Origin of the sequence: Polaromonas sp. (genome assembly GCF_029945925.1) — a bacterium.
Classification (GTDB): domain Bacteria; phylum Pseudomonadota; class Gammaproteobacteria; order Burkholderiales; family Burkholderiaceae_C; genus Polaromonas.
Genome location: NZ_JAQSDN010000033.1, coordinates 121,560 through 143,325 on the forward strand (window position 1 = coordinate 121,560; position 21,766 = coordinate 143,325).

The 21,766-nt window shown below is 64.8% G+C and carries 18 protein-coding genes and 1 riboswitch; of the genes, 12 read left to right on the forward strand and 6 right to left on the reverse strand.

Annotation, left to right across the window (positions count from 1 at the left end; all coding sequences use genetic code 11):
* Positions 1-70 precede the first annotated feature (70 nt).
* Positions 71-1,504: a pyruvate kinase gene (pyk, locus tag PSV40_RS08110; RefSeq protein ID WP_300536374.1), complete on the forward strand. Its 1,434-nt coding sequence runs from the start codon at positions 71-73 to the stop codon at positions 1,502-1,504.
* A gap of 50 nt (positions 1,505-1,554) precedes the next feature.
* Here the strand turns inward: pyk and PSV40_RS08115 are convergent, their stop codons facing one another.
* Positions 1,555-2,283 (reverse strand): phosphatase PAP2 family protein, encoded by a 729-nt coding sequence (locus PSV40_RS08115; protein ID WP_300536376.1) that lies wholly within the window; start codon positions 2,281-2,283, stop codon positions 1,555-1,557.
* Positions 2,284-2,534: 251 nt separating this feature from the next.
* Between PSV40_RS08115 and fba the strand changes: the two genes are divergently transcribed.
* The 3 genes from fba to metH all read left to right on the forward strand — a co-directional run bounded on the left by fba (position 2,535) and on the right by metH (position 7,547).
* On the forward strand, positions 2,535-3,599 hold the full coding sequence (gene fba / locus PSV40_RS08120) for a class II fructose-bisphosphate aldolase (RefSeq protein WP_300536378.1): 1,065 nt from the start codon (positions 2,535-2,537) through the stop codon (positions 3,597-3,599).
* 85 nt (positions 3,600-3,684) lie between these two features.
* Positions 3,685-4,593: a phosphoribosylaminoimidazolesuccinocarboxamide synthase gene (locus PSV40_RS08125; protein ID WP_300536380.1), complete on the forward strand. Its 909-nt coding sequence runs from the start codon at positions 3,685-3,687 to the stop codon at positions 4,591-4,593.
* Positions 4,594-4,618: 25 nt separating this feature from the next.
* Positions 4,619-4,722, forward strand: a riboswitch (S-adenosyl-L-homocysteine riboswitch).
* 17 nt (positions 4,723-4,739) lie between these two features.
* Complete coding sequence (gene metH / locus PSV40_RS08130; protein ID WP_300536382.1) at positions 4,740-7,547, forward strand: methionine synthase; 2,808 nt, start codon at positions 4,740-4,742, stop codon at positions 7,545-7,547.
* Between the two features lie 93 nt (positions 7,548-7,640).
* On the opposite strand, the gene PSV40_RS08135 is transcribed toward metH, so the two are convergent.
* The gene (locus tag PSV40_RS08135) at positions 7,641-9,176 is read right to left on the reverse strand and encodes a YifB family Mg chelatase-like AAA ATPase (protein ID WP_300536384.1); all 1,536 of its coding nucleotides are present in this window, start codon (positions 9,174-9,176) and stop codon (positions 7,641-7,643) included.
* A gap of 204 nt (positions 9,177-9,380) precedes the next feature.
* Here PSV40_RS08135 and PSV40_RS08140 point away from each other — a divergent pair, with 204 nt between their 5' ends.
* From PSV40_RS08140 to glcF, 7 genes are all read left to right on the forward strand, one after another.
* Positions 9,381-10,148 carry a TorF family putative porin gene (locus PSV40_RS08140; protein ID WP_300536385.1) on the forward strand — a complete coding sequence of 256 codons (768 nt, stop codon included), beginning with the start codon at positions 9,381-9,383 and terminating at the stop codon, positions 10,146-10,148.
* A gap of 37 nt (positions 10,149-10,185) precedes the next feature.
* A complete protein-coding gene (gene glnK, locus PSV40_RS08145) occupies positions 10,186-10,524 on the forward strand; it encodes a P-II family nitrogen regulator (protein ID WP_077591625.1) in 339 nt (112 codons plus the stop codon).
* A gap of 27 nt (positions 10,525-10,551) precedes the next feature.
* Complete coding sequence (gene amt / locus PSV40_RS08150; protein WP_300536387.1) at positions 10,552-12,090, forward strand: ammonium transporter; 1,539 nt, start codon at positions 10,552-10,554, stop codon at positions 12,088-12,090.
* A gap of 172 nt (positions 12,091-12,262) precedes the next feature.
* Positions 12,263-13,129, forward strand: coding sequence for an aldose 1-epimerase (locus PSV40_RS08155; RefSeq protein ID WP_300536389.1), 867 nt, complete (start codon positions 12,263-12,265; stop codon positions 13,127-13,129).
* Positions 13,126-14,058, forward strand: coding sequence for an SMP-30/gluconolactonase/LRE family protein (locus tag PSV40_RS08160; RefSeq protein ID WP_300536391.1), 933 nt, complete (start codon positions 13,126-13,128; stop codon positions 14,056-14,058). The genes PSV40_RS08155 and PSV40_RS08160 overlap by 4 nt, the downstream gene beginning before the upstream one ends.
* A gap of 74 nt (positions 14,059-14,132) precedes the next feature.
* Complete coding sequence (gene glcE, locus PSV40_RS08165) at positions 14,133-15,230, forward strand: glycolate oxidase subunit GlcE (protein WP_300536393.1); 1,098 nt, start codon at positions 14,133-14,135, stop codon at positions 15,228-15,230.
* A gap of 85 nt (positions 15,231-15,315) precedes the next feature.
* Positions 15,316-16,560, forward strand: a complete 1,245-nt coding sequence (glcF, locus tag PSV40_RS08170; RefSeq protein WP_300536395.1) for a glycolate oxidase subunit GlcF — start codon at positions 15,316-15,318, stop codon at positions 16,558-16,560.
* Between the two features lie 47 nt (positions 16,561-16,607).
* Here glcF and PSV40_RS08175 read toward each other — a convergent pair whose 3' ends face one another.
* Positions 16,608-17,477: a LytTR family DNA-binding domain-containing protein gene (locus tag PSV40_RS08175; RefSeq protein ID WP_300536397.1), complete on the reverse strand. Its 870-nt coding sequence runs from the start codon at positions 17,475-17,477 to the stop codon at positions 16,608-16,610.
* A gap of 148 nt (positions 17,478-17,625) precedes the next feature.
* On the opposite strand from PSV40_RS08175, the gene PSV40_RS08180 reads away from it, so the two are divergent.
* Entirely contained in the window at positions 17,626-18,813 is a 1,188-nt protein-coding gene (locus tag PSV40_RS08180) for an acyltransferase (protein WP_300536399.1), read from the forward strand.
* An 8-nt stretch (positions 18,814-18,821) separates the two neighbouring features.
* Here PSV40_RS08180 and PSV40_RS08185 read toward each other — a convergent pair whose 3' ends face one another.
* The 3 genes from PSV40_RS08185 to lplT all read right to left on the reverse strand — a co-directional run bounded on the left by PSV40_RS08185 (position 18,822) and on the right by lplT (position 21,679).
* Positions 18,822-19,307 (reverse strand): glutathione peroxidase, encoded by a 486-nt coding sequence (locus PSV40_RS08185; RefSeq protein WP_300536400.1) that lies wholly within the window; start codon positions 19,305-19,307, stop codon positions 18,822-18,824.
* Positions 19,308-19,461: 154 nt separating this feature from the next.
* Entirely contained in the window at positions 19,462-20,346 is an 885-nt protein-coding gene (locus tag PSV40_RS08190) for a DMT family transporter (RefSeq protein ID WP_300536401.1), read from the reverse strand.
* Positions 20,347-20,398: 52 nt separating this feature from the next.
* Positions 20,399-21,679 (reverse strand): lysophospholipid transporter LplT, encoded by a 1,281-nt coding sequence (gene lplT / locus PSV40_RS08195; protein ID WP_300536591.1) that lies wholly within the window; start codon positions 21,677-21,679, stop codon positions 20,399-20,401.
* Positions 21,680-21,766 lie beyond the last annotated feature (87 nt).

A 21,766-nucleotide genomic window follows, 5' to 3' on the forward strand; every position in this document is an offset into this window, starting at 1 on the left:
AGCGCGCCCGGTGTACCCGGCCTGTAACCGGTTCCGTGTGAGAATCGTCTACAAATTACAGGAGACATCCATGCCACGCCGCGCCACCAAAATTGTTGCCACCCTGGGCCCCGCCTCGAGCGATCCGGCGTTGCTTGAAAAAATGATACGTGCGGGCGTCAACGTGGTGCGCCTCAATTTCAGCCATGGCACGGCGCAGGACCACATCGACCGGGCCGGTCTGGTGCGCGAGGCGGCCCAGCGCGCCGGCCGCGAGGTGGCGATCATGGCTGACCTGCAGGGACCGAAAATCCGCGTCGGCAAATTTGCCGAGGGCAAGGTCCTGCTGGTGCCCGGCGCCAAGTTCGTCCTTGATGCCTCGCGGACCGAGCCGGGCGACATCAAGGGTGTGGGTCTGGACTACAAGGAGTTGCCGCGAGACGTGAAAGCCGGCGACCTGCTGCTGCTCAACGACGGCCTGATTGTGCTGACCATCGACGCGGTGCGCGGCGAGGAGGTCCACACCACCGTCAAGCTGGGCGGCGAACTCTCCAACAACAAGGGCATCAACAAAAAGGGCGGCGGCCTGACCGCGCCCGCGCTGACTGCCAAGGACATGGAAGACATCCGGACCGCCATGAGTTTCCAGGCGGATTATGTGGCGGTGAGTTTTCCGAAAAACGCCACCGACATGGAAATGGCGCGCCAGCTGTGCAATGTGGCCGCCGCGCCCTACAAACACAAGCCCGGCCTGATTGCCAAAATCGAACGCGCCGAAGCCATTCCCAACCTCGAAGACATCCTGCGGGTCAGCGACGGCATCATGGTCGCGCGTGGTGACCTCGCGGTGGAAGTCGGCAACGCCGCCGTGCCGGCGCTGCAAAAACGCATGATCAAGATGGCCCGCGCCATGGACAAGGTGGTCATCACCGCCACGCAAATGATGGAAAGCATGATCCTCAACCCGGTGCCGACACGGGCCGAGGTCAGCGACGTGGCCAATGCCGTGCTCGACGGGACCGACGCCGTGATGCTGAGCGCAGAAACGGCCGCAGGCAATTACCCGCTCGAGACCATCGAGGAAATGGCCAACATCTGCCTGGAAGCGGAAAAAGCCGAATACGCGGCGCTGGACGCCGACTTCAGCGGCAAGACCTTCACGCGCATCGACCAGTCGATTGCCATGGGGGCGTTGTTCACGGCCCACCACCTGGGCGCCAAGGCCATCGTGGCGCTGACCGACAGCGGTTCCACGCCGCTGTGGATGAGCCGCCACGACATCCGCGTGCCGATCTACGCGCTCACACCGCGCCTGGCGACGCAGCGCAAGATGGCGCTGTACCGCAATGTGCGCCCGCTGTTGATGGACACCAGCGCCGACCGCGACACCGCGCTGGAACAGGCCGAGGGGCACCTGCTGCGCCGCGACATCGTGCAAAGCGGCGACGTTTACGCCATCACCTGCGGTGAACCCATGGGTGCCCCTGGCGGCACCAACATGCTCAAGATCTGCCGCGTGGCGTGAGCCGGGCCTGTCCGACCCCGTCGCCGTGGTGGCGACTATGGCCACGCTCCTCAGTGCCCGGGCACCTCTGCCGGAGCGCGTGCCGGCCTTTGTGACGCCTGGCGGGTGACCCAGGTGAAGCCAAGGTCCAGCCCGGCGGCGGTGGCCCAGCAGAACCAGGCGGTCCAGAAGGTGTGGCTCATGTAGTGGGCGCCGCGCACCTGTTGCGCCAGCCCCAGCAGGCCGGCCAGCATGGAACCCAGCAACCAGCGGCGAGCCGTGGCCGGCAGGACATGCCGGAAGGCAAAAAAGCCGCCGACAAAGGCAAAACCTGCCGAGGCGTGACCGGCCGGAAAGCAGCCACCGTCTCCGCCGTCCTGCACGCCCCAGGCCCAGTGTGAGACATGGCTGGCCACGCCGCCGAATTCCTGCAGGCGCCAGGGGCAACTGCTGTGGCTGTGCAGCTTGATGTCGGCGACCACCAGCAGCGCCAACAGCGTGGTCACGGCCAGCTGGGCGCGGCGCAGTGCAGGCAGCCGCCGCAGGGGGCCGACAGGCCGGGCGATGCCGATCAGCAGTGCTCCTTCGAACAACCAGGGCAGCGGGCGCATGTGGTCATGCAGCACGCCGCGCCAGAACCAGTGGTTTTCGAGGGCAAAGCCGCTGGCGGACCCGAACCAGCGCGCCAGGGGCAGGTCCAGTCCTGAAGCGTCCCACGCCAGCAAGAGAAGAAGGCTGGCAAGTGACCAGAAAAAAAGACGCGACGGGCTGGAAACGGCTGGACTGCGGGAGGCGTTCATGGGGACGTGTTGGGCGCAAGGAAGACTGGACGATAGCCCTGCCCGCCTTAAATCAGGCTTAATGCCGGCGCCTGGCAAGGGGTACGCGACGGTTCGCATCGCGCTTGTCCTACGTCTTTGCCCTTTCATGGCTGACGAAGGAAGGCCGTCCAGAGGCGGCCTGAGGGCTCCGCGGGCCGGCGCGGCGGGTAAAATGAAAAAAGTTACCGGTCAGTTACCGAATCCGTTCAACCTTCCTGGGGATATCTCTTATGGCACTCGTTTCCATGCGCGAGCTGCTGGACCATGCGGCAGTCAATACCTACGGCATTCCAGCTTTCAACGTCAACAACCTCGAACAGGTCCAGGCCATCATGCAGGCGGCCGACGAGGTCAATGCGCCGGTGATCATGCAGGCCAGTGCCGGCGCGCGCAAATATGCCGGCGAAGGTTTCCTCAAACACCTGATCCAGGCGGCGGTCGAGAGCTACCCGCACATCCCGGTCGTGATGCACCAGGACCACGGCCAGAGCCCGGATGTCTGCCGCGGCGCTATCGACCTGGGGTTCAGCTCGGTGATGATGGACGGCTCGCTGATGGCCGACGGCAAGACCATTGCCGACTATGACTACAACATCGACGTGACGCGCAAGGTCGTGGAGATGGCGCATGCCACCGGCGTCTCCGTCGAGGGCGAACTCGGCTGCCTGGGCAGCCTGGAAACCATGCAGGGCGACAAGGAAGACGGCCATGGCACCGACGCGGTGATGACCCACGACCAGTTGCTGACCGACCCCGAGCAGGCTGCTGATTTTGTCAAACGCACCCAGCTCGATGCGCTGGCCATTGCGATCGGCACCAGCCACGGCGCCTACAAGTTCACGCGCAAGCCCACGGGCGACATCCTGGCGATCGAACGCATCAAGGAAATCAACCGCCGCATCCCCAACACCCACCTCGTGATGCACGGTTCGTCCAGTGTGCCGCAGGACCTGCTGGCCATCATCCGCCAGTACGGCGGGGACATGAAGGAAACCTACGGCGTGCCGGTCGAGGAGATCCAGAAGGCCATCAAATTCGGTGTGCGCAAGATCAACATCGACACCGACATCCGCCTGGCGATGACCGCCGCCGTGCGCAAGTTCATGGCCGAAAACCCGAGCAAATTCGATCCGCGCGAGTGGCTCAAGCCCGCCACGGCGGCGGCCAGGGCCATCTGCAAGCAGCGTTACATCGAGTTCGGCTGCGAAGGCCAGGCCAGCAAGATCAAGGGTGAAGCACTGAGTGTTGTTGCCGCCAAATACGCCAGGGGCGAGCTGGCCCAGGTGGTGCGTTAACCCGGAAAATCCTCGCCGTGTCGAACTGGCGATAATTCAAAGCTCGCCGCTACCGGCGGGCTTTTTTACTTTTGGCAAGCATCCCATGACCTCCGCTCTCCACACTTCGGCCCTGACCTCCCTGCCCTTGCTCGCGCGCGGCAAGGTTCGCGACAACTACGCTGTCGGCAAAGACCGGCTGCTGATGGTCGCCAGCGACCGGCTCAGCGCCTTCGACGTCATCATGGGCGAGCCGATTCCGGGCAAAGGCGTGTTGCTCACGCAAATGGCCCTGTTCTGGTTCGACAAGCTGGGCCACATCTGTCCCAACCACCTGACCGGCGAGGCGCCCGAAAGCGTGGTGACAACCGCCGAAGTGCCGCAGGTCACCGGCCGTTCCATGCTGGTCAAGCGCCTGAAGCCGATTCCGGTCGAGGCCGTGGTACGGGGCTACCTGGCCGGCAGTGGCTGGAAGGAATACCAGGACAGCCAGTCGGTTTGTGGTGTGCCGCTGCCGGCCGGCCTGAAAAACGCCAGCAAGCTGCCCGAGCCGATTTTCACGCCGGCGGCCAAGGCAGCGGTGGGCGAGCATGACGAAAACATCAGCTTCGAGCAGGTCGTGAAAGTTGTTGGCCCCGAACTGGCCGCGCAGATCCGCGACCTCAGCATCCGCATCTACCAGGAGGCCGCGGCCTTTGCCCTGACCAAGGGCATCATCATTGCCGACACCAAGTTCGAGTTCGGCCTGGACGAAAACGGCACGCTGACCCTGATGGACGAGGTGCTGACGCCCGACTCCTCGCGTTACTGGCCTATCGAAGGTTACGAGCAGGCCTTCGCCACGGGCACCAACCCGCCCAGCTACGACAAGCAGTTCGTGCGCGACTGGCTGGAACAGGCCCTGGTCAACGGCAAGCCCTGGGACAAGACGCCACCCGCACCGCGCGTGCCGCAGGATGTGGTCGAGAAAACCGCGGCCAAGTACCAGGAAGCGCTGACGCGGCTGACGGCCTGACCGGCACCTTGGTTTAAAATAGTCGCAACTCAAGGAGCGTTGCAGCGAAACCCGGCAGAAGCCGGTTTCGTCAGGCTTGGGTGACAGCAGGACCCTCGCGGCCTGCCTTTGCAACGGCGCTCACCTTCGATAGCCAAGGTGAGTGAATGTCCGAAATCCAAGTTCCCCCCATGAAACTGTCCGGCCTGGAGCCGGTCGCCATCGGCGCGGGCAGCCTGTTCGTCAACATCGGCGAACGTACCAATGTGACCGGCTCCAAGGCCTTTGCGCGCATGATCCTCAATGGCGAGTACGAGCAGGCACTCGTCGTGGCCCGCCAGCAGGTCGAAAACGGCGCGCAGATCATTGACATCAACATGGACGAGGCCATGCTCGACAGCCAGGCCGCCATGGTGCGTTTCCTGAACCTGATTGCCAGCGAACCCGACATCGCACGTGTGCCCATCATGATCGACAGCTCCAAGTGGAGCGTGATCGAAGCCGGCCTGCGCTGCATCCAGGGCAAGGGCATCGTCAACTCGATTTCCATGAAGGAAGGTCTCGAGCCCTTCAAACACCAGGCCAAGCTGCTCAAGCGTTATGGCGCCGCCGCCGTGGTCATGGCCTTCGACGAACAGGGCCAGGCTGATACCTACGAACGCAAGATCGAAATCTGCGAGCGCGCCTACCGCGTGCTGGTTGACGAGCTGGACTTTCCGCCCGAAGACATCATTTTCGACCCCAACATCTTTGCGATTGCCACCGGCATCGAGGAACACAACAACTACGCGGTGGACTTCATCAACGCCACGCGCTGGATCAAGCAGAACCTGCCCGGTGCCAAGGTGTCGGGCGGCGTGTCGAATGTGTCCTTCAGCTTTCGCGGCAACGACCCGGTGCGTGAGGCGATTCACACGGTGTTCCTGTACCACGCGATCCAGGCCGGCATGGACATGGGCATCGTCAACGCTGGCATGGTCGGCGTCTACGACGACCTCGAGCCGACCTTGCGTGAACGCGTCGAGGATGTGGTGCTGAACCGCGCACCGGTCTACAAGCCGGGCGAGCCTGAAGTCTCGCCGAGCGAACGCCTGATCGAGGTCGCCGAGAGCGCCAGAAGCGGCGCCAAGGATGACAGCAAGCGCAATGAGTGGCGCGCGTTGCCGGTGCGCCAGCGCCTGTCGCACGCGCTGGTGCACGGCATGAACGAACACATCGTGACGGATACCGAAGAGGTCTGGCAGGCGATCAAGGCCGAGGGCGGGCGGCCGCTGCATGTGATCGAAGGCCCGTTGATGGACGGGATGAACGTGGTCGGCGACCTGTTCGGCCAGGGCAAGATGTTCCTGCCGCAGGTGGTGAAAAGCGCACGGGTGATGAAGCAGGCCGTGGCGCATTTGCTGCCCTACATTGAGGCCGAAAAGCTGCTGCTGGAAGCCGCCGGCGGCGACGTCAAGACCAAGGGCAAGATCATCATCGCCACCGTCAAGGGCGACGTGCACGACATCGGCAAGAACATCGTTACGGTCGTGCTTCAGTGCAACAACTTCGACGTGGTCAACATGGGTGTGATGGTGCCCTGCCACGAAATCCTGGCGCGCGCCAAGGTCGAGGGCGCGGACATCGTCGGCCTGTCCGGCCTGATCACGCCCAGCCTCGAGGAAATGCAGTACGTGGCCGGCGAGATGCAGAAGGACGACCACTTCCGCATCAAGAAAATTCCGCTGATGATTGGCGGCGCCACCACCAGCCGGGTGCACACGGCGGTCAAGATTTCGCCGCACTATGAAGGCCCGGTGGTGTATGTGCCCGACGCGTCGCGCAGTGTCAGCGTGGCGCAAAGCCTGCTTTCTGACCAGGCAGCCAAATACATAGCCGAGCTCAATACCGACTATGACAAGGTGCGCACCCAGCACGCCAACAAGAAGCAGACACCCATGTGGCCGCTGGCCAAGGCCCGCGCCAATGCAACACCGATTGACTGGGCACACTACACGCCGCCCAGACCGAAATTCATCGGCCGTCGCGTGTTCAAGAATTTCGATCTGGCCGAACTGGCGAACTACATCGACTGGGGCCCCTTGTTCCAGACGTGGGACCTGGCCGGCCCGTTTCCGGCCATCCTGAAAGACGAGGTGGTCGGTAGCGAGGCCGTGCGCGTGTATGCCGATGCCCAGCGCATGCTCAAGCGCCTGATCGAGGGCCGCTGGCTCACGGCCAGCGGCGTCATCGGTCTGTACCCGGCCAACAGCGTCGGTGACGACATCGAGATCTACACGGATGAGTCGCGCAGCGCGGTGGCCATGACCTGGTACGGCCTGCGCCAGCAGGCCGAAAAAACCGCGCTCGACGGCGTGATGCGGCCCAGCCGCTGCCTGGCTGATTTTGTGGCGCCGAAAGTGTTGTCAGCCGAAACCAAGGCCCAGCGCGCCGGACATGCGGGCGCCGAGGGCCACAACACCTTCATGCTGCCTGACTACATCGGCCTGTTTGCCGTGACGGCCGGCCTGGGCGCCGAGAAGAAGGAAAAGTACTTCAACGACGACCACGACGACTACTCGTCCATCATGCTCAAGTCGCTGGCCGACCGGCTGGCCGAGGCCTTTGCCGAGGCCATGCACAAACGGGTGCGCGAGGATTTGTGGGGTTACGCCGTTGGCGAAACGCTGAGCACCGAGGACATGATTGCCGAGAAGTACCAGGGCATACGCCCGGCGCCGGGCTACCCGGCCTGTCCGGACCACAGCGTCAAGAAGGACATGTTCGAGCTGCTGCAGGCCGCCGACATCGGCATGGCCCTCACCGAAAGCCTGGCCATGACACCGGCCGCCAGCGTCAGCGGCTTCTACCTGAGCCATCCGCAAAGCGTGTACTTCAATGTCGGCAAGATCGGCGACGACCAGTTGCAGGACCTGGCGAAGCGTCGCGGCGAAAAGGCCGAAGACCTGCAGCGGCTGCTGGCCCCGAACCTTTGAACGGCCGCGAGGCGCTCCCTTCAAGCAGGGGCCGCAGGCGCAGCGGCCCCCTCGGGGGGCGGGAGCTACACGCAGTGAGCGACCGTGGGGGCCTTAATTTGGTTTGAGCGCCCGCCGGTACTGCACCGCCTCGGCCACGTGCGTGACCTGCACCGCCTGCGCACCGGCCAGGTCGGCGATGGTGCGTGCCACTTTCAGGCAGCGGTGGATGCTGCGGCCCGACCAGCCCAGGCGCGCGGCCGCGGTGTTCAGGAATTTCGCCGCCGCGTCGTCGAGCTGGCATTGCGCATCAATGGCCTTGCCCTGCAACGCCTGGTTGCTGCTGCCCTGGCGCACCGTGGCGCGTTCACGCGCCGCCACCACCCGTTGCCGGATGCTGGCCGTGCTTTCGCCCGGGGCGGCCCCCAGCAGTTCCTCGGCGGCCAGCGCCCCGACTTCCACATGCAGGTCAATCCGGTCCAGCAGGGGGCCGCTGAGTTTGCCCTGGTAACGCGAGACCTGATCCGGCGAGCAGCGACAGGCACGCAGGCTGGAGCCGAGGTAGCCGCAGGGGCAGGGGTTCATGGCAGCGATCAGTTGGAAGCGCGCCGGAAACTCGGCGCGCTGCGCGGCGCGCGAGATCGTGATGGTGCCCGACTCCAGCGGTTCGCGCAGGGCTTCCAGCGCCGCACGCGGGAATTCGGGGAGTTCATCGAGGAACAAAACGCCGTGGTGCGCGAGTGAAATTTCACCGGGCCGGGGCGGCGAGCCGCCGCCGACCAGGGCCACGGCGCTGGCGGTATGGTGCGGAGCGGCGGTGGGGCGGACCGCCCAGTTGTCCAGCGAAAAGCGGCCGCCGAGCGAGGCAACCGCCGCGCTTTCGAGCGCCTCGGCCGTGCTCATGGCCGGCAGCAGGCCGGCAAAACGCTGTGCCAGCATGGACTTGCCCGAACCTGGCGCGCCCACCATGAGCAGGCTGTGGCCGCCGGCGGCGGCAATCTCCAGGGCGCGTTTGGCCGCCGCCTGGCCCTTGACGTCGGACAGGTCCGGGTAGGGGGTGGCGTCCTGCGGTGCGCTGGGCTGGAGCCGGACCCAGCCTTGTGTGTCCTCAGGAATCATGTCGCCTGGCAGAAATTGCCTGACCACGTCGAGCAGGTGGTGGGCCCGGTAAACCTCGGCATCCGGCACCAGCGCCGCTTCCTCGGCGCTGCCGCCCGGCAGCACCAGCCGGGGCCGGGCCTGGCCGGCGTCCCGGCCCGGCAGGGCCAGGCTCATGGCCAGGGCGCCGCGTATGGGGCGCAGTTCTCCGCCCAGCGACAACTCGCCGGCAAATTCGTAGCCCGCGAGCTTGGTGGTGTCGAGCTGGCCGCTGGCCGCCAGAATGCCCAGCGCAATCGGCAAATCAAAGCGCCCGGAGTCCTTGGGCAGGTCGGCCGGCGCCAGATTCACGGTGATGCGCTTGTTGCCGGGAAACTCCAGGCCGGTGTTCTGGATGGCAGACCTCACCCGCTCACGCGCTTCCTTGACCTCTGTCTCCGCTAGGCCCACCAGCGTGAAGCTGGGCAGGCCGTTGGCCAGATGCACTTCGACGCACACCGGGTGCGCCTGCATGCCCAGCAAGGCGCGGCTCTGCACTAAAGATAAGCTCATTTGTCGATTTCTCCCTCATGCACCAAAAAAGAGCATACGCTGATGCACTTGATCGGTGCGAATCTTGTATTTATTCCAGTTCAAGTTAACGTGTCAGCCCTTGCTGACGACGACGAAGGGGCCTCAGGCCTACAAAATTTGGCACGCTCCATGCTAAGTGTTCAACGCGCCACATTCCCTTTTTAACTATCCATGGAGCCTTCAATGAAATCAGCCGCCAAAAAATCAATGCTGGTGATGGTACTTGCCCTGGCAGGTTCGGCCTTTGCCCAGACCGCAGCCCCTGCGCCGGACTACACCCTGTCCTACAACGTCGGCGCCACCACCGACTACCGCTACCGCGGCATTTCGCAGTCCGGCAAAAAACCAGCGCTCAATGGCGGCATCGACTATGCGCACTCCAGCGGCTTTTACCTCGGTACCTGGGCTTCGACCATCACCTGGCTGAAAGACTCTACCGCCAACCCCAACACCACCAAGGGTCCGATCGAGATCGACGTCTACGGCGGCTACAAAGGTGCTTTGTCCGAAAGCGTGGGGTATGACGTTGGCGGCCTCTACTACTGGTATGCCGGCAATAACCTGAAAAAGACTGCTGGTTTCGTGAGTCCCAACACCTTCGAGCTGTACGGCGCGCTCACTTTCGGCATCGTCACCGCCAAGTACTCGCGCGCCACGACCAACCTGTTTGGCACGGCCAACAGCAAGAACAGCGGCTACCTCGACCTCAGCGCCAACTTTGACCTGGGCTCCGGCTGGTCCATCGTGCCGCACGTCGGCGCGCAGAAAATCAAGAACGGCAACTCCTACACGGACTACTCGGTGGCCGTCAACAAGGACATCGACGGTCTGGTGGTGAGTCTGGCTGTGGTCGGCACCAACGGCCTGGGCGGCGCCTACACCCTGCCTGGTTCAGGTACCCGTGACCTTGCCAAGGATGGCCTGGTCCTGTCCATCAAGAAAAGTTTCTGAAATAACACAGCTTGGAAGCTGAGGCAAAGGAGAACTCATGAAACTCGTAACGGCCATTATCAAACCGTTCAAGCTGGACGAAGTGCGCGAGGCGCTGTCCGGTATTGGTGTGCAGGGCATCACCGTGACCGAGGTCAAGGGCTTCGGCCGCCAGAAAGGCCACACGGAGCTGTACCGCGGCGCTGAATACGTGGTGGACTTTCTGCCCAAGGTCAAGATCGAGGCAGCGGTGTCTGACGAGCTGGTGGACCGCGTCATCGAAGCCGTCGAGGGCGCAGCCCGTACCGGCAAGATCGGTGACGGCAAGGTCTTCGTCTACAACCTCGAGCAGGTCGTGCGTATCCGCACCGGTGAAACCGGCAAGGAAGCGCTCTAAGCCTCAACCCTAAAAAGAGAAATAGACATGAAAAAACTACTTGCCTCCCTGGCTCTGGGACTGAGTCTGCTGACTTCCGGCGCCGCCGTGCTGGCGCAGGCGCCGGCGGCTGCCCCCGCGGCGTCTGAAGCCGCTGCACCGGCGGCCGCTCCCGCTGCTGCTCCTGCAGCGATGGCTGCACCAGCTGCGGCCGAAGCAGCGGCGCCTGCCGCTCCTGCTGCACCTGCCGCCGTCCCCAACAAGGGCGATACCGCCTGGATGATGGTGTCGACCATGCTGGTGATCCTGATGACCATTCCCGGCCTGGCCCTGTTCTATGGCGGCCTGGTCCGCTCCAAGAACATGCTGTCGGTACTCATGCAGGTCATGGTCACCTTCTCGATGATCGTGGTGCTCTGGTTCATCTACGGCTACAGCCTGGCCTTCACCGAGGGCAACGCCTTCTTCGGCGGCTTCGACCGCTTGTTCATGAAGGGTGTCTGGGACAACGTTGCCGGTACTTTCGCCAACGGCGCAACTTTCAGCAAAGGTGTTGTGATTCCTGAAATCATCTTCGCAGCCTTCCAGGCCACCTTTGCCGGCATCACCTGCGCACTGATCGTCGGCGCCTTTGCCGAACGCATGAAGTTCTCCGCCGTGCTGATGTTCATGGTCATCTGGTTCACCTTCAGCTATGCGCCCATGGCCCACATGGTCTGGTTCTGGATGGGTCCTGATGCCTACACCGCCAAGGAAGTCGTTGACGAGATGACCTCCAAAGCCGGTTACATCTGGCAATCGGGTGCGCTTGATTTCGCCGGCGGTACCGTCGTGCACATCAACGCCGCTGTGGCCGGTCTGGTCGGCGCCTACATGGTGGGCAAACGCATCGGTTACGGCAAGGAAGCCATGGCACCTCACAGCCTGACGCTGACCATGGTCGGATCCGCCCTGCTGTGGGTCGGCTGGTTCGGTTTCAACGCCGGCTCCGCCCTGGAAGCCAACGGCTTCGCCGCCCTGGCCTTCATCAACACCCTGGGTGCCACGGCAGCCGCGGTGCTGGCCTGGTGTGTCGGAGAAGCGCTGATGCGCGGCAAGGCGTCGATGCTGGGTGCAGCTTCCGGTGCGGTTGCAGGCCTGGTGGCGATCACGCCGGCCGCCGGCAATGTCGGCATCGGCGGCGGCCTGATCATTGGCCTGGTGGCTGGCTTTGCCTGCCTCTGGGGTGTCAATGGCCTGAAGAAAATGCTGGGTGCGGACGACTCGCTCGACGTGTTCGGCGTGCACGGCATCGGCGGTATCCTCGGCGCCCTGCTGACCGGCGTGTTCAACTCGCCAAGCCTGGGTGGCCCCGGCTACGTGGCGGACTGGGTCACGGCCACCATGGTGACGGCGGCGGATTACTCCATCGTTGCCCAGGTCTGGATCCAGCTCAAGGCCGTGTTGATCACGGTGGTCTGGTCCGGTGTGGTTTCCTTCATCGCCTACAAGGTGGTGGACCTGACCATCGGTCTGCGTGTCAGTGAAGAAGACGAGCGCGAAGGCCTCGACATCACGTCGCACGGCGAAACCGCTTACAGCCGCTGACCGGCACAAGCCGTGGCCGCCTCCGGGTGGCCACGGCAGCTTCAATGAATTTGGGATAAATAGCGAGAGTCTCCTTTGGATGTTGAGCCCGCAAGAACTTCGGTTCTGGCGGGCTTTTTTTTGTCCAGGGCTGTCTGTCCCCCGGTGCACAATGTCGGCAGGAGACTTGCCCATGACCGAGCCCATCACCTTGTCCAGCGCCAGCCTGCGCTGCGACATCAAGCCCGACCTGGGCGGTTGCATCACCGGCCTCTGGCTGGGCGACCTGCCTGTGCTGCGCTCGACGCCCGCCAGCGAGCTGATGTCGGTGCGCCTGGCCGGCAGTTATCCGCTGGTGCCGTTTTCCAACCGTGTCGGGCATGCCACGCTGAAGTGGCAAGGCACCAGCCATCCGCTGGTGCAGAACAACGGGCCTGAACCGCACGCCATCCATGGTCTGGGCTGGCAGCGGCCCTGGCAGGTGCTCGACCAGGACGATCAGCTCCTGATGCTGGCCTTCGAACACAGCGCCGACGCCTCCTGGCCGTTTGCCTTTGACGCTTCGCAGACTTTCCGCCTCAGTGGCAACACCCTCGAACTCACGCTGAGCATGACCAACCAGTCGGCCATGCCGGCGCCGGCCGGTCTCGGCTGGCACCCCTACTTCGTCAAGCGCAGCCGCAGCCACATCGCGTTTGAAGCGATCGGGCGCTGGGAGATGAACGAGGAAAAACTGCCGACGCACCGCCAGCCCGCGCACGGGCTCGATGGGGACTGCGCCGCACTCGATGTGGACCACTGCTTTGACGGCTGGAACGGCGTGGTGCATCTGCGCGACGAAAAAATGCACACCCGCATTGCGTCCAACCTGGGCCGCCTGGTGGTGTTTACCAACCCCCAGCGGGATTTTGTCGCGATCGAGCCGGTCAGCCATGTCAACAATGCAGTCAACCTGCTACAGGCCGGCGCGGGCCAGGCCGATGAGCTGGGCATCCAGGTGCTGGCACCGGGCGAATCGATGAGTGCCCACATGAGCATCCAGGTGGAGCCCGCCCCATGAGCTGGACGACCACGGTGGCGCAGCCCAGCGAACTGGGCGAATCGCCGTTCTGGCACCCCGACGAGCAGCTGCTTTACTGGGTCGATATCGCGGGTAAACAAATCAAGCGCAGCAATGTGTTCATGGGCACGGTGGAAAGTTGGGCCATGGCGCCGCCGCATGAGCTGGAGCCCGGCTGCATCGCACCGGCGCGCAGCGGCGGGCTCGTGATCGCGTTGCGCGACGGCATCTACCGGGCGCGGACCTGGGGTGGCGCGCTGGAAAAACTCGCCGGGGCCGCGCACGACCCGCAAACCACCCGCTTCAACGACGGCAAATGTGACCCGCTGGGGCGCTTCTGGGCCGGCACCATTTACGAGCCGCGCGATGCGCGCAGGGCGGCGCTGTATTGCCTGGACGGCCGGGCGGGCCACACACCGGCGCTGGTGCGCATGGCCGGCGACGCGACCGTGGGCAATGGCCTGGCCTGGTCGGCTGACAGCCGGACCCTGTACTGGGCCGACACGACTGGCCATGTCATCCATGCCTGGGACTGGGACGCCGCCGGCAACACCCTGGCCCGGCAGCGCGTGTTCCGGCAGTTCCCGTCCAAGCCGCCCGGTTGGCAGGTCGGCATGCCGGGTTATGGCGGCCGGCCTGACGGCGCAGCGGTGGACAGCGAAGGCAACTACTGGGTGGCCATGTACGAGGGCGGGCGCGTGCTCAAGCTGTCGCCGGGCGGCGAACTGCTGGCCGACATCCCCACCCCCGTGGTGTGTCCGACCATGGTGTGTTTTGGCGGCGACGATCTGCAGACGCTGTACCTGACCACGGCGCGTCATGGGCGACCGGCCGCAGAGCTCGAAGCGCTGCCGCAGTCCGGTTGCGTGTTTTCCATGCGTGTCGATGTGCCCGGTCTGCCCGTTCATTTTTTCGCGGACCCGGGCTGAATCCCAAAAAAGCGAACAGCTGCCGTTCAAAAATATCAAACCCGGCCGGCCGGCGCCCCTTTACCATCAGGAACATGGACTCAGCGCTTCAATTGATCATGACCCGGGTGCGGGCCGCAGCAGCCAGCGGCACGCCGCTGCGCATACGCGGCGGTGGCAGCAAGGACTTCTACGGCCAGACGCTGCAAGGCGAGGTGCTGGATGTCACGCCGCTGGCGGGCATCACCAGCTACGAGCCCACCGAACTGGTGGTCACCGCGCGGGCCGGCACACCGCTGGCCGAGCTCGAGGCGGTGCTGGCGGAACGCGGCCAGTGCCTGCCTTTCGAGCCGCCCCACTTCGGGCCGGGCGCAACAGTGGGGGGCATGGTTGCTGCCGGCCTGAGCGGGCCGGCGCGCGCCAGCGTGGGTGCCGTGCGCGACTATGTGCTGGGCGTCACCCTGCTCAATGGCAAGGGCGAGTTGCTGACCTTTGGCGGCCAGGTCATGAAAAACGTGGCGGGTTACGACGTCTCCCGGCTGATGGCGGGCGCCATGGGCACGCTGGGGCTGCTCACGGACATCAGTCTCAAGGTGTTGCCGGTAGCGCCGGCCGAAGCCACGCTGAAATTCGGAATGGGCCAGTCAGAGGCCTTGGCAAAGTTGAGTCGCTGGGGCGGGCAGCCGCTGCCGCTCAACGCCAGCTGCTGGGTCGACGACGCCGGCGCACCCACCCTGTACCTGCGTTTGCGCGGTGCCGTCGCAGCGGTCGAGGCCGCCTGCAAAACACTGGGCGGCGAACGCCAGGACCAAGCCACGACGGCGCCCGACTGGACCTTGTGCCGCGACCAGCAACTGCCCTGGTTTCTGGCGCGCGGCGAACGCGACCTGTGGCGCCTGTCGGTGCCGCAGACCGCGCCGGTGCTGGACCTGCCCGAGCCGCCGCTGGTCGAATGGCACGGCGCGCAGCGCTGGGTGCGGGCCGCGGCCGGTGAGGCGCAGCGCCTGCGCAATGCCGTCGCGGTCGTTGGCGGAACCGCTACGCTTTTTATAGCTGGTGGCGCCCATGCTGAAAGGGCTGAGGGCCGATTTGATCCCTTGAAACCGCCGCTGGACCGGATTCACCGGCAACTCAAGAAAGAATTCGATCCCGCCGGGATTTTCAACCGCGGCCGCCTCTACCCGGACTTCTGATGTTGACCCCCACGTTCGCGGCTGCGCCGTTTCACTGCCCCCCGAGGGGGCGCAAGTCCCCTAGGGGCGGCCCGTCGGAGACTTGATGCAAACCCACCTCGCCCCCGAATTCAAGAACACCGCCGACGGCCAGGCGGCCGAAGCGATTTTGCGCAAATGTGTGCACTGCGGTTTTTGCACCGCCACCTGCCCGACCTACCAGCTTCTCGGCGACGAACTCGACGGCCCGCGCGGGCGCATCTACCTGATCAAGCAGGTGCTCGAAGGCCAGGCGCCGACGCGCAAGACCCAGCTGCACCTGGACCGCTGCCTGACCTGCCGCAACTGCGAGACCACCTGCCCCAGCGGCGTGCAGTACGGCCACCTGATCGACATCGGCCGCAAGCTGGTCGATGAGCGGGTACCGCGGCCCGCTTCCGAGAGCGTGGTGCGCTGGGCGCTGAAAGAAGGCTTGCCGTCACCGCTGTTTGCACCGGCCATGAAACTCGGCCAGGCCGTGCGTGGCCTGTTGCCCGCGGCGCTGAAAAACAAGGTGCCGGCGCGCCAGCCGGCGGGCCGCTGGCCGCAGCGTGAACACCCCCGCAAGATGCTGATGCTGGCCGGCTGCGTACAACCCGCCATGATGCCCAACATCAACACCGCGACGGCGCGTGTGCTCGACGCGGCGGGCATCCAGACCGTGGTGGCGGCCAAGGCCGGTTGCTGCGGCGCCGTGAAGTTTCACCTGAACGACCAGGACGGCGGCAAGGCCGAGATGCGCCGCAACATCGACGCCTGGTGGCCGCATGTGGAGGCGGGTGTGGAGGCCATCGTCATGAACGCCTCGGGCTGCGGTGTCACCGTCAAGGAGTACGGTTACCACTTGCGGGACGACGCAGCGTACGCGGCCAAGGCCGCGCGTATCAGCGAACTGACGCGCGACCTGAGCGAGCTGCTGCCCGAACTGGTGGCGCCGCTGCGCGGCCGGGTGGCCGCCAGCGCCGCACCGATCGCGTTTCATCCACCCTGCACCCTGCAACACGGCCAGCAGCTGCGCGGCGGTGTTGAACAACATCTGGGCGCCCTGGGTTTCGACGTGAAGGTCGCCAGTTGCGAGGCGCACCTGTGCTGCGGCTCCGCCGGCACCTACTCCGTTCTGAACCCGGAGATCGCCTTCCAGCTGCGCGACCGCAAGCTGGCGAACCTGGGCGAGATGACACCCGAAGTGATTGTGTCGGCCAACATCGGCTGCATCACGCACCTGCAAAGCGGCACGGCCACGCCGGTGCGGCACTGGATCGAAGTGCTGGACGAGTCGCTGACCGGGGTTGATTTGCTACAAAATAAATAGCTGTTTGCGCCCGTCCGGCGTGGGCTGAGGGCTGATTTGATCATGAGTCAGGCGCCGCCCAGGGCGCTGCGGTAGCGCCGGCTGCAGGCCACCCGGCTGCCGTCCTTCATATGCAGGCGGGCGTCGCCGCTGTCCAGGGGTTCGATCTCGGCCACGCGGTCCAGGTTGACGGCGAAGCTCCGGTGCACCTGGACAAAACGCGCCGGGTCCAGCCGACCGAGGAAATCCGCCAGGGTCGAACGCAGCAGGTAGTCGTGGCCATTGACATGGATGCCCACATAGTTGCCCTGGGCCTGCAGCCATTCGATGTCTGCTGCGGCAATCAGGAACTCCTTGCGCAACTTGCGCACCAGGAAACGCTCGGGCCGCGCTGACGCCCCGGCAGGCTCGGCGCCGGCCGCCGGCTCGGGCGAGTCCAGCACACGTGCTTCGCCCTGCAGGCGCAGCAACAGCAGGCGGTAGCCGAGCACGGCGCCAAGAATCAGCACATAGCTGCGCACGTCCTTGAGGTACTCGTAGGCGAACACGGTTGCCCAGTTGCCGATCTCGTAGCTGGCACCCACGGCCGCGTAGGCAGCCTTGCGCAGCGTCATCATGACCAGCACATGCACGGCGCAAAACACCAGTGTGCCCGCCAGGTGCCAGGGCAGGTGTCGGCCCAGCGTGTCCCAGCGCAGCGGAAACCGCCGCTCGAAAGCGATCAGCACGGGGATGAGCAGCCCCACGGTCAGGTTGCTTGAGAGCTCCCAGGCCAGGGGTTGGACAAAAGGCGCGGTCCGCAGATCGATCCAGGCCGTGATGCTGTTGAACAGCATGTGGATAGACAGCACGGCGATCCAGAAGCCGATTTCGGCGGCGCGCCGGTAGGGCCGGTAGCGCGCCAGCAAGGCTTTTGTTGGGTCTGCAGGGTCCGACATACCGCCAGTCTAGAAGAATTGCCCGGATTTTCGTCACCGGTGGCCACCGCCTGTCACAAACGTCCCGCAACTTGTCCCATGAGGGTGCCCGAAGATGCCTCGCGCGCAAAAAAATGGCCGCCACTTGTTTTTCGTTCAGGAGAAAACCATGAACCGCCGTCACGACATTGATGCCCTGCGTGCCCTGGCCTTTGGCCTGGTCATCGTCTACCACGTGGCCATGTATTACGTGGCCGACTGGCACTGGCACTTGAAAAGCCCGCATGCGGCCGAGTGGCTGCAGCTGCCCATGCGGGCCCTCAACTTGTGGCGCATGGACCTGGTTTTCCTGATTTCGGGCCTGGCCCTGGGTTTCCTGCAACGGGGCCAGGGTGCGGGCGCCCTCTGGCGCCAGCGCAGCTGGCTGCTGCTGCCGCTGGTTTTTGGCATGGCCGTGGTTGTGCCCTTCCAGGCTTATGCCCAGGGTGTGGCCAACGGCAGCATCGCCCCGGGCTTCGTCGCCTTTCTGCTGCGGTACGCCGTCGGCGGGCCCTGGCCGAAAAATGCGTTTGACGGTTCGGACTTCGGTGTCACCTGGAACCACCTGTGGTACCTGCCTTACCTGTGGCTCTACACCAGCGTGCTGGTCCTTTTGTTGCCCGCCTTGCAATCGGCCGCCGGCCAGCGCTTGCGCCGGGCATTTGCCGGGCTGCGCGGCGCGGCCTTGCTGGTGGTTCCGGCGCTGCCGCTGATGGTTTGGTCGCTGACCCTGTGGCCGCATTTCCCGCCGACGCATGACCTGATCGGCGACGGCTGGCTGCATGCGGTGTATTTCACCTTGTTCCTCTACGGTTGGTGGATAGGTACGGACGAAGGCTGGTGGGCCGCGGCGGCGCGCTTGCGCTGGTCGGCCCTGGGCGCGGCGTTGGCGCTGCTGGCGGCGTACATGGGTCTGCGTGCACTGCCTGCGGATGTGGCTGCGCCGCGCCAGCTGTTGCGCCTGATCGCCGATTTATACCTGTGGACGGCCTTGGTGGCGATCCTGGGCTGGGGCCATGTGAAGCTCAACCGTCCACGGCGCTGGCTGTCCTGGGCCAACGAGTCGGTTTATCCCTGGTATGTGTTGCACCAGACGGTGGTCATCGTGGCCATCTGGTGGCTGGCACCGCTGCAACTGGGACCGGCCGTGGAGCCGGCGCTGCTGTTGCTGCTGACGGTGGCGGGATGCTGGCCGATCACCGCCCTGGTGCGCCGCAGCGCCTGGCTGCGTCCGCTGTTCGGACTGCGCAGTCGCGGAGTTTCCCCAAGGCAATCGCGCGCTCCGTGCGGGCAAGGCGAAGCCCGTGGGAAAGCCTGAAGCCGCTCTCAGGCAGCAAGCGCGGTTTCCACGTCTTTCGCCAGGTCGGCCGGTTTGTCGGTCGGTGCATAACGCCGGATCACCTGACCGTCCTTGCCGACCAGGAACTTGGTGAAATTCCACTTGATGGCCTTGCTGCCCAGCAGGCCAGGTGCTTCGGACGACAGCCACTTGTACAGCGGGTGCGCGGCCGGGCCGTTGACGTCGATCTTGCCCATCATCGGAAAACTCACGCCGTAGTTGACCTGGCAGAACTCGGCAATCTCGCCGTCGGCGCCCGGGTCCTGGGCGCCGAACTGGTTGCACGGGAAACCCAGCACCACCAGGCCCTTGCCGGTGTAGGCCTTGTGCAGCTCTTCGAGGCCGCCGAACTGCGGCGTGAAACCACACTTGCTGGCCGTGTTCACGATCAGCATGACTTTGCCCTTGAATTGCGAAAGCGCAATGTCCTGGCCGTTGATCTGCCGCGCTTCGAAGTCGTAAATGCTGCTCATGGTGCGTCCTGGTTGGACCTGCCACTGTACTGCAGCGAGGGAGCGTGGGGGCTCATAAATTCAAGCAGGGGCCGCGGATCTGGCTTTGCCAGTCCGCAGGCGCAGCGCCCCCCTCGGGGGGCAGAGGGTTACACGCAGTGAACGAACGTGGGGGCTATTTCCTCAAGGGCGCCGGCGCCGTGGCTGCGAGCAAGGCGGCCAGCACAATCAGGCTGCCGCCCAGCAGCGTGCGCGGGCTGAATTCCGCTGCGCCCAGTGCGGCCGCCGACAGGCTGGCAAACAGGATTTCGGTCAACATCACGAGTGCGGTGGTGCTGGCCGCCAGGCGCGCCGCGCCATACTGCAGCGCCATGTTGCTGAGCAGGAAGGCCGCAGCCAGGCCCAGCGCGACGCCGGCCCACGAGGTACTCCAGACCGGCGCCGGCACGATGTGCCATCCCATGCCCAGCAGCGCAGTGGCGGTGGCCATGAGGCCGCCGCCGCCAAACATGGCCATCATGCGGGATTCGCTGGGCGTGTACGCCAGCTTGCGCAGCAGCACGTTGGTGGCGGCAAAGCTCAGGCCTCCCATCAGGGCGAGCCAGTCGGCTGCGCTGTGCGGTACCGGCCAGGGCGAGCCGGGTGACTTCAGCACGATCAGCACACCCGCCATCGCCAGCGCCAGGCGCAGCAGCGAAGCGCGGGTCGGTTTTTCCCCCAGCAGGCCCCAGGCCAGCAGCACGGACCACGCCGGCATCAGGTAAAACAGCAGCACCACCCGCACCACGTCCCCGACGGTCACGGCCCAGTTGAAGCCGACGTTGGTCAGCCCTGCGGCGACGGCCAGCCACCAGAGCTGCGGATGCCGCGCGAAGCTGCGCCAGCCGCCATGCCGCCATGCCGAGATGCAGGCCAGCGAAAAGAAGTAGATCAGCGCAGTCGACCACAGGGGGTGCAGCCCCTGCGACTGCAGCTCGCGAAACGGCCACCAGGACACGCCCCAGACAAAGGCGTTGAAGACCAGCGCGGATGCGGCCAGCGTGGCGCCACGGTGGATCACGGCATCTGACTCCCCGGGGCCACGGCAGGGCCGCACATCCATGCCTCGCGCATCAGTGCGAGTTGTCGCTGCGCGCGATGGTCAGCAGGTGGTCCACCTGTTCTTTGTATTTGATGCAGTTGCTTTTGTGCCAGCGCTGGATCAGCCACATGAAACCGGCCACGACCACGCCAAAGGCGGTGATCGCGCCGAAGGCCGACAGGCCCATGCCGGTGGACAGGCTGTAGCCGGCGCCCAGCGCCAGAATGCAGGCCTGCTCGTTGAAGTTCTGCACGGCGATGGAGCGGCCGGCGCCCATCAGGTTGTGGCCGCGGTGCTGCAACAGCGCGTTCATCGGCACCACCAGAAAACCGCCCAGGCCGCCGAGAAGAATCAGAAAGGGTGCGGCCACCCAGACGTTGGTGATGAAATTCATCAGGATCACCAGCACGCCCATGGCAATGCCCAGCGGCATCACCATGGTGGCGTGTTCCAGCCGCATGCGCATCGACGCCAGGATCGCACCGGCCGCCGTGCCGATGGCCACCACCCCGACCAGTGACGACGCCTGCGTGGTGCTGTAGCCCAGTGCCGCCGCGCTCCAGGCCAGCACGATGTAGCGCAGGTTGCCCGACACGCCCCAGAACAGCGTGGTGGTCGCCAGCGAGATCTGGCCCAGCTTGTCGCGCCACAGCGCTGCGTTGCAATTCCAGAAATCGGGCAGCAGCTCGAGCTTGTTGCGCGGCATCGGACGCATCTCCACGCCGGTGAGGGGAATCCGCGTGTTGAACCAGGCCGCGATCGCATACAGGATGATCAGCGCGCAGATGGCGGCTTCGGGCGGCGTGTCGATGCCGGTGTCGATGACGGGGAAGTCGAACGACAGCAGCAGGTGCGACACCGAATGGCCGACCAGCTGACCTCCGAGCAGCACGCCCAGGATGATGGAGGCAATCGTCAGGCCTTCGATCCAGCCGTTGGCCTTGACCAGCTGCGAGGCCGGCAGCAACTCGGTGAGGATGCCGTATTTGGCCGGGGAGTAGGCGGCAGCGCCCAGGCCGACAATCGCGTAGGCCATCAAGGGGTGTGTGCCGAACAGCATCATCAGGCAGCCCACCACCTTGATGGCGTTGCTGATGAACATGACCTTGCCCTTGGGCTGCGCATCGGCGAAGGCGCCGACAAAAGGCGCCAGCACCACATAAAACAGCGCAAACATCGGCACCAGCGCGGCTGGTTGCCATTTGGGCGCGCCACTGGTTCTGAGCAGCTCCACGGCGGCGACGAACAGCGCGTTATCAGCCAGAGAGCTGAAAAACTGGGCTGCCATGATGGTGTAAAAACCGCGCTTCAGCTTCATTGAACGGTGTTGATCACTGTGGCGAATGCATCAGGCAGTCTGATGCGGCACGATAAAAGTGAATGTCTCCTGACTATCAAG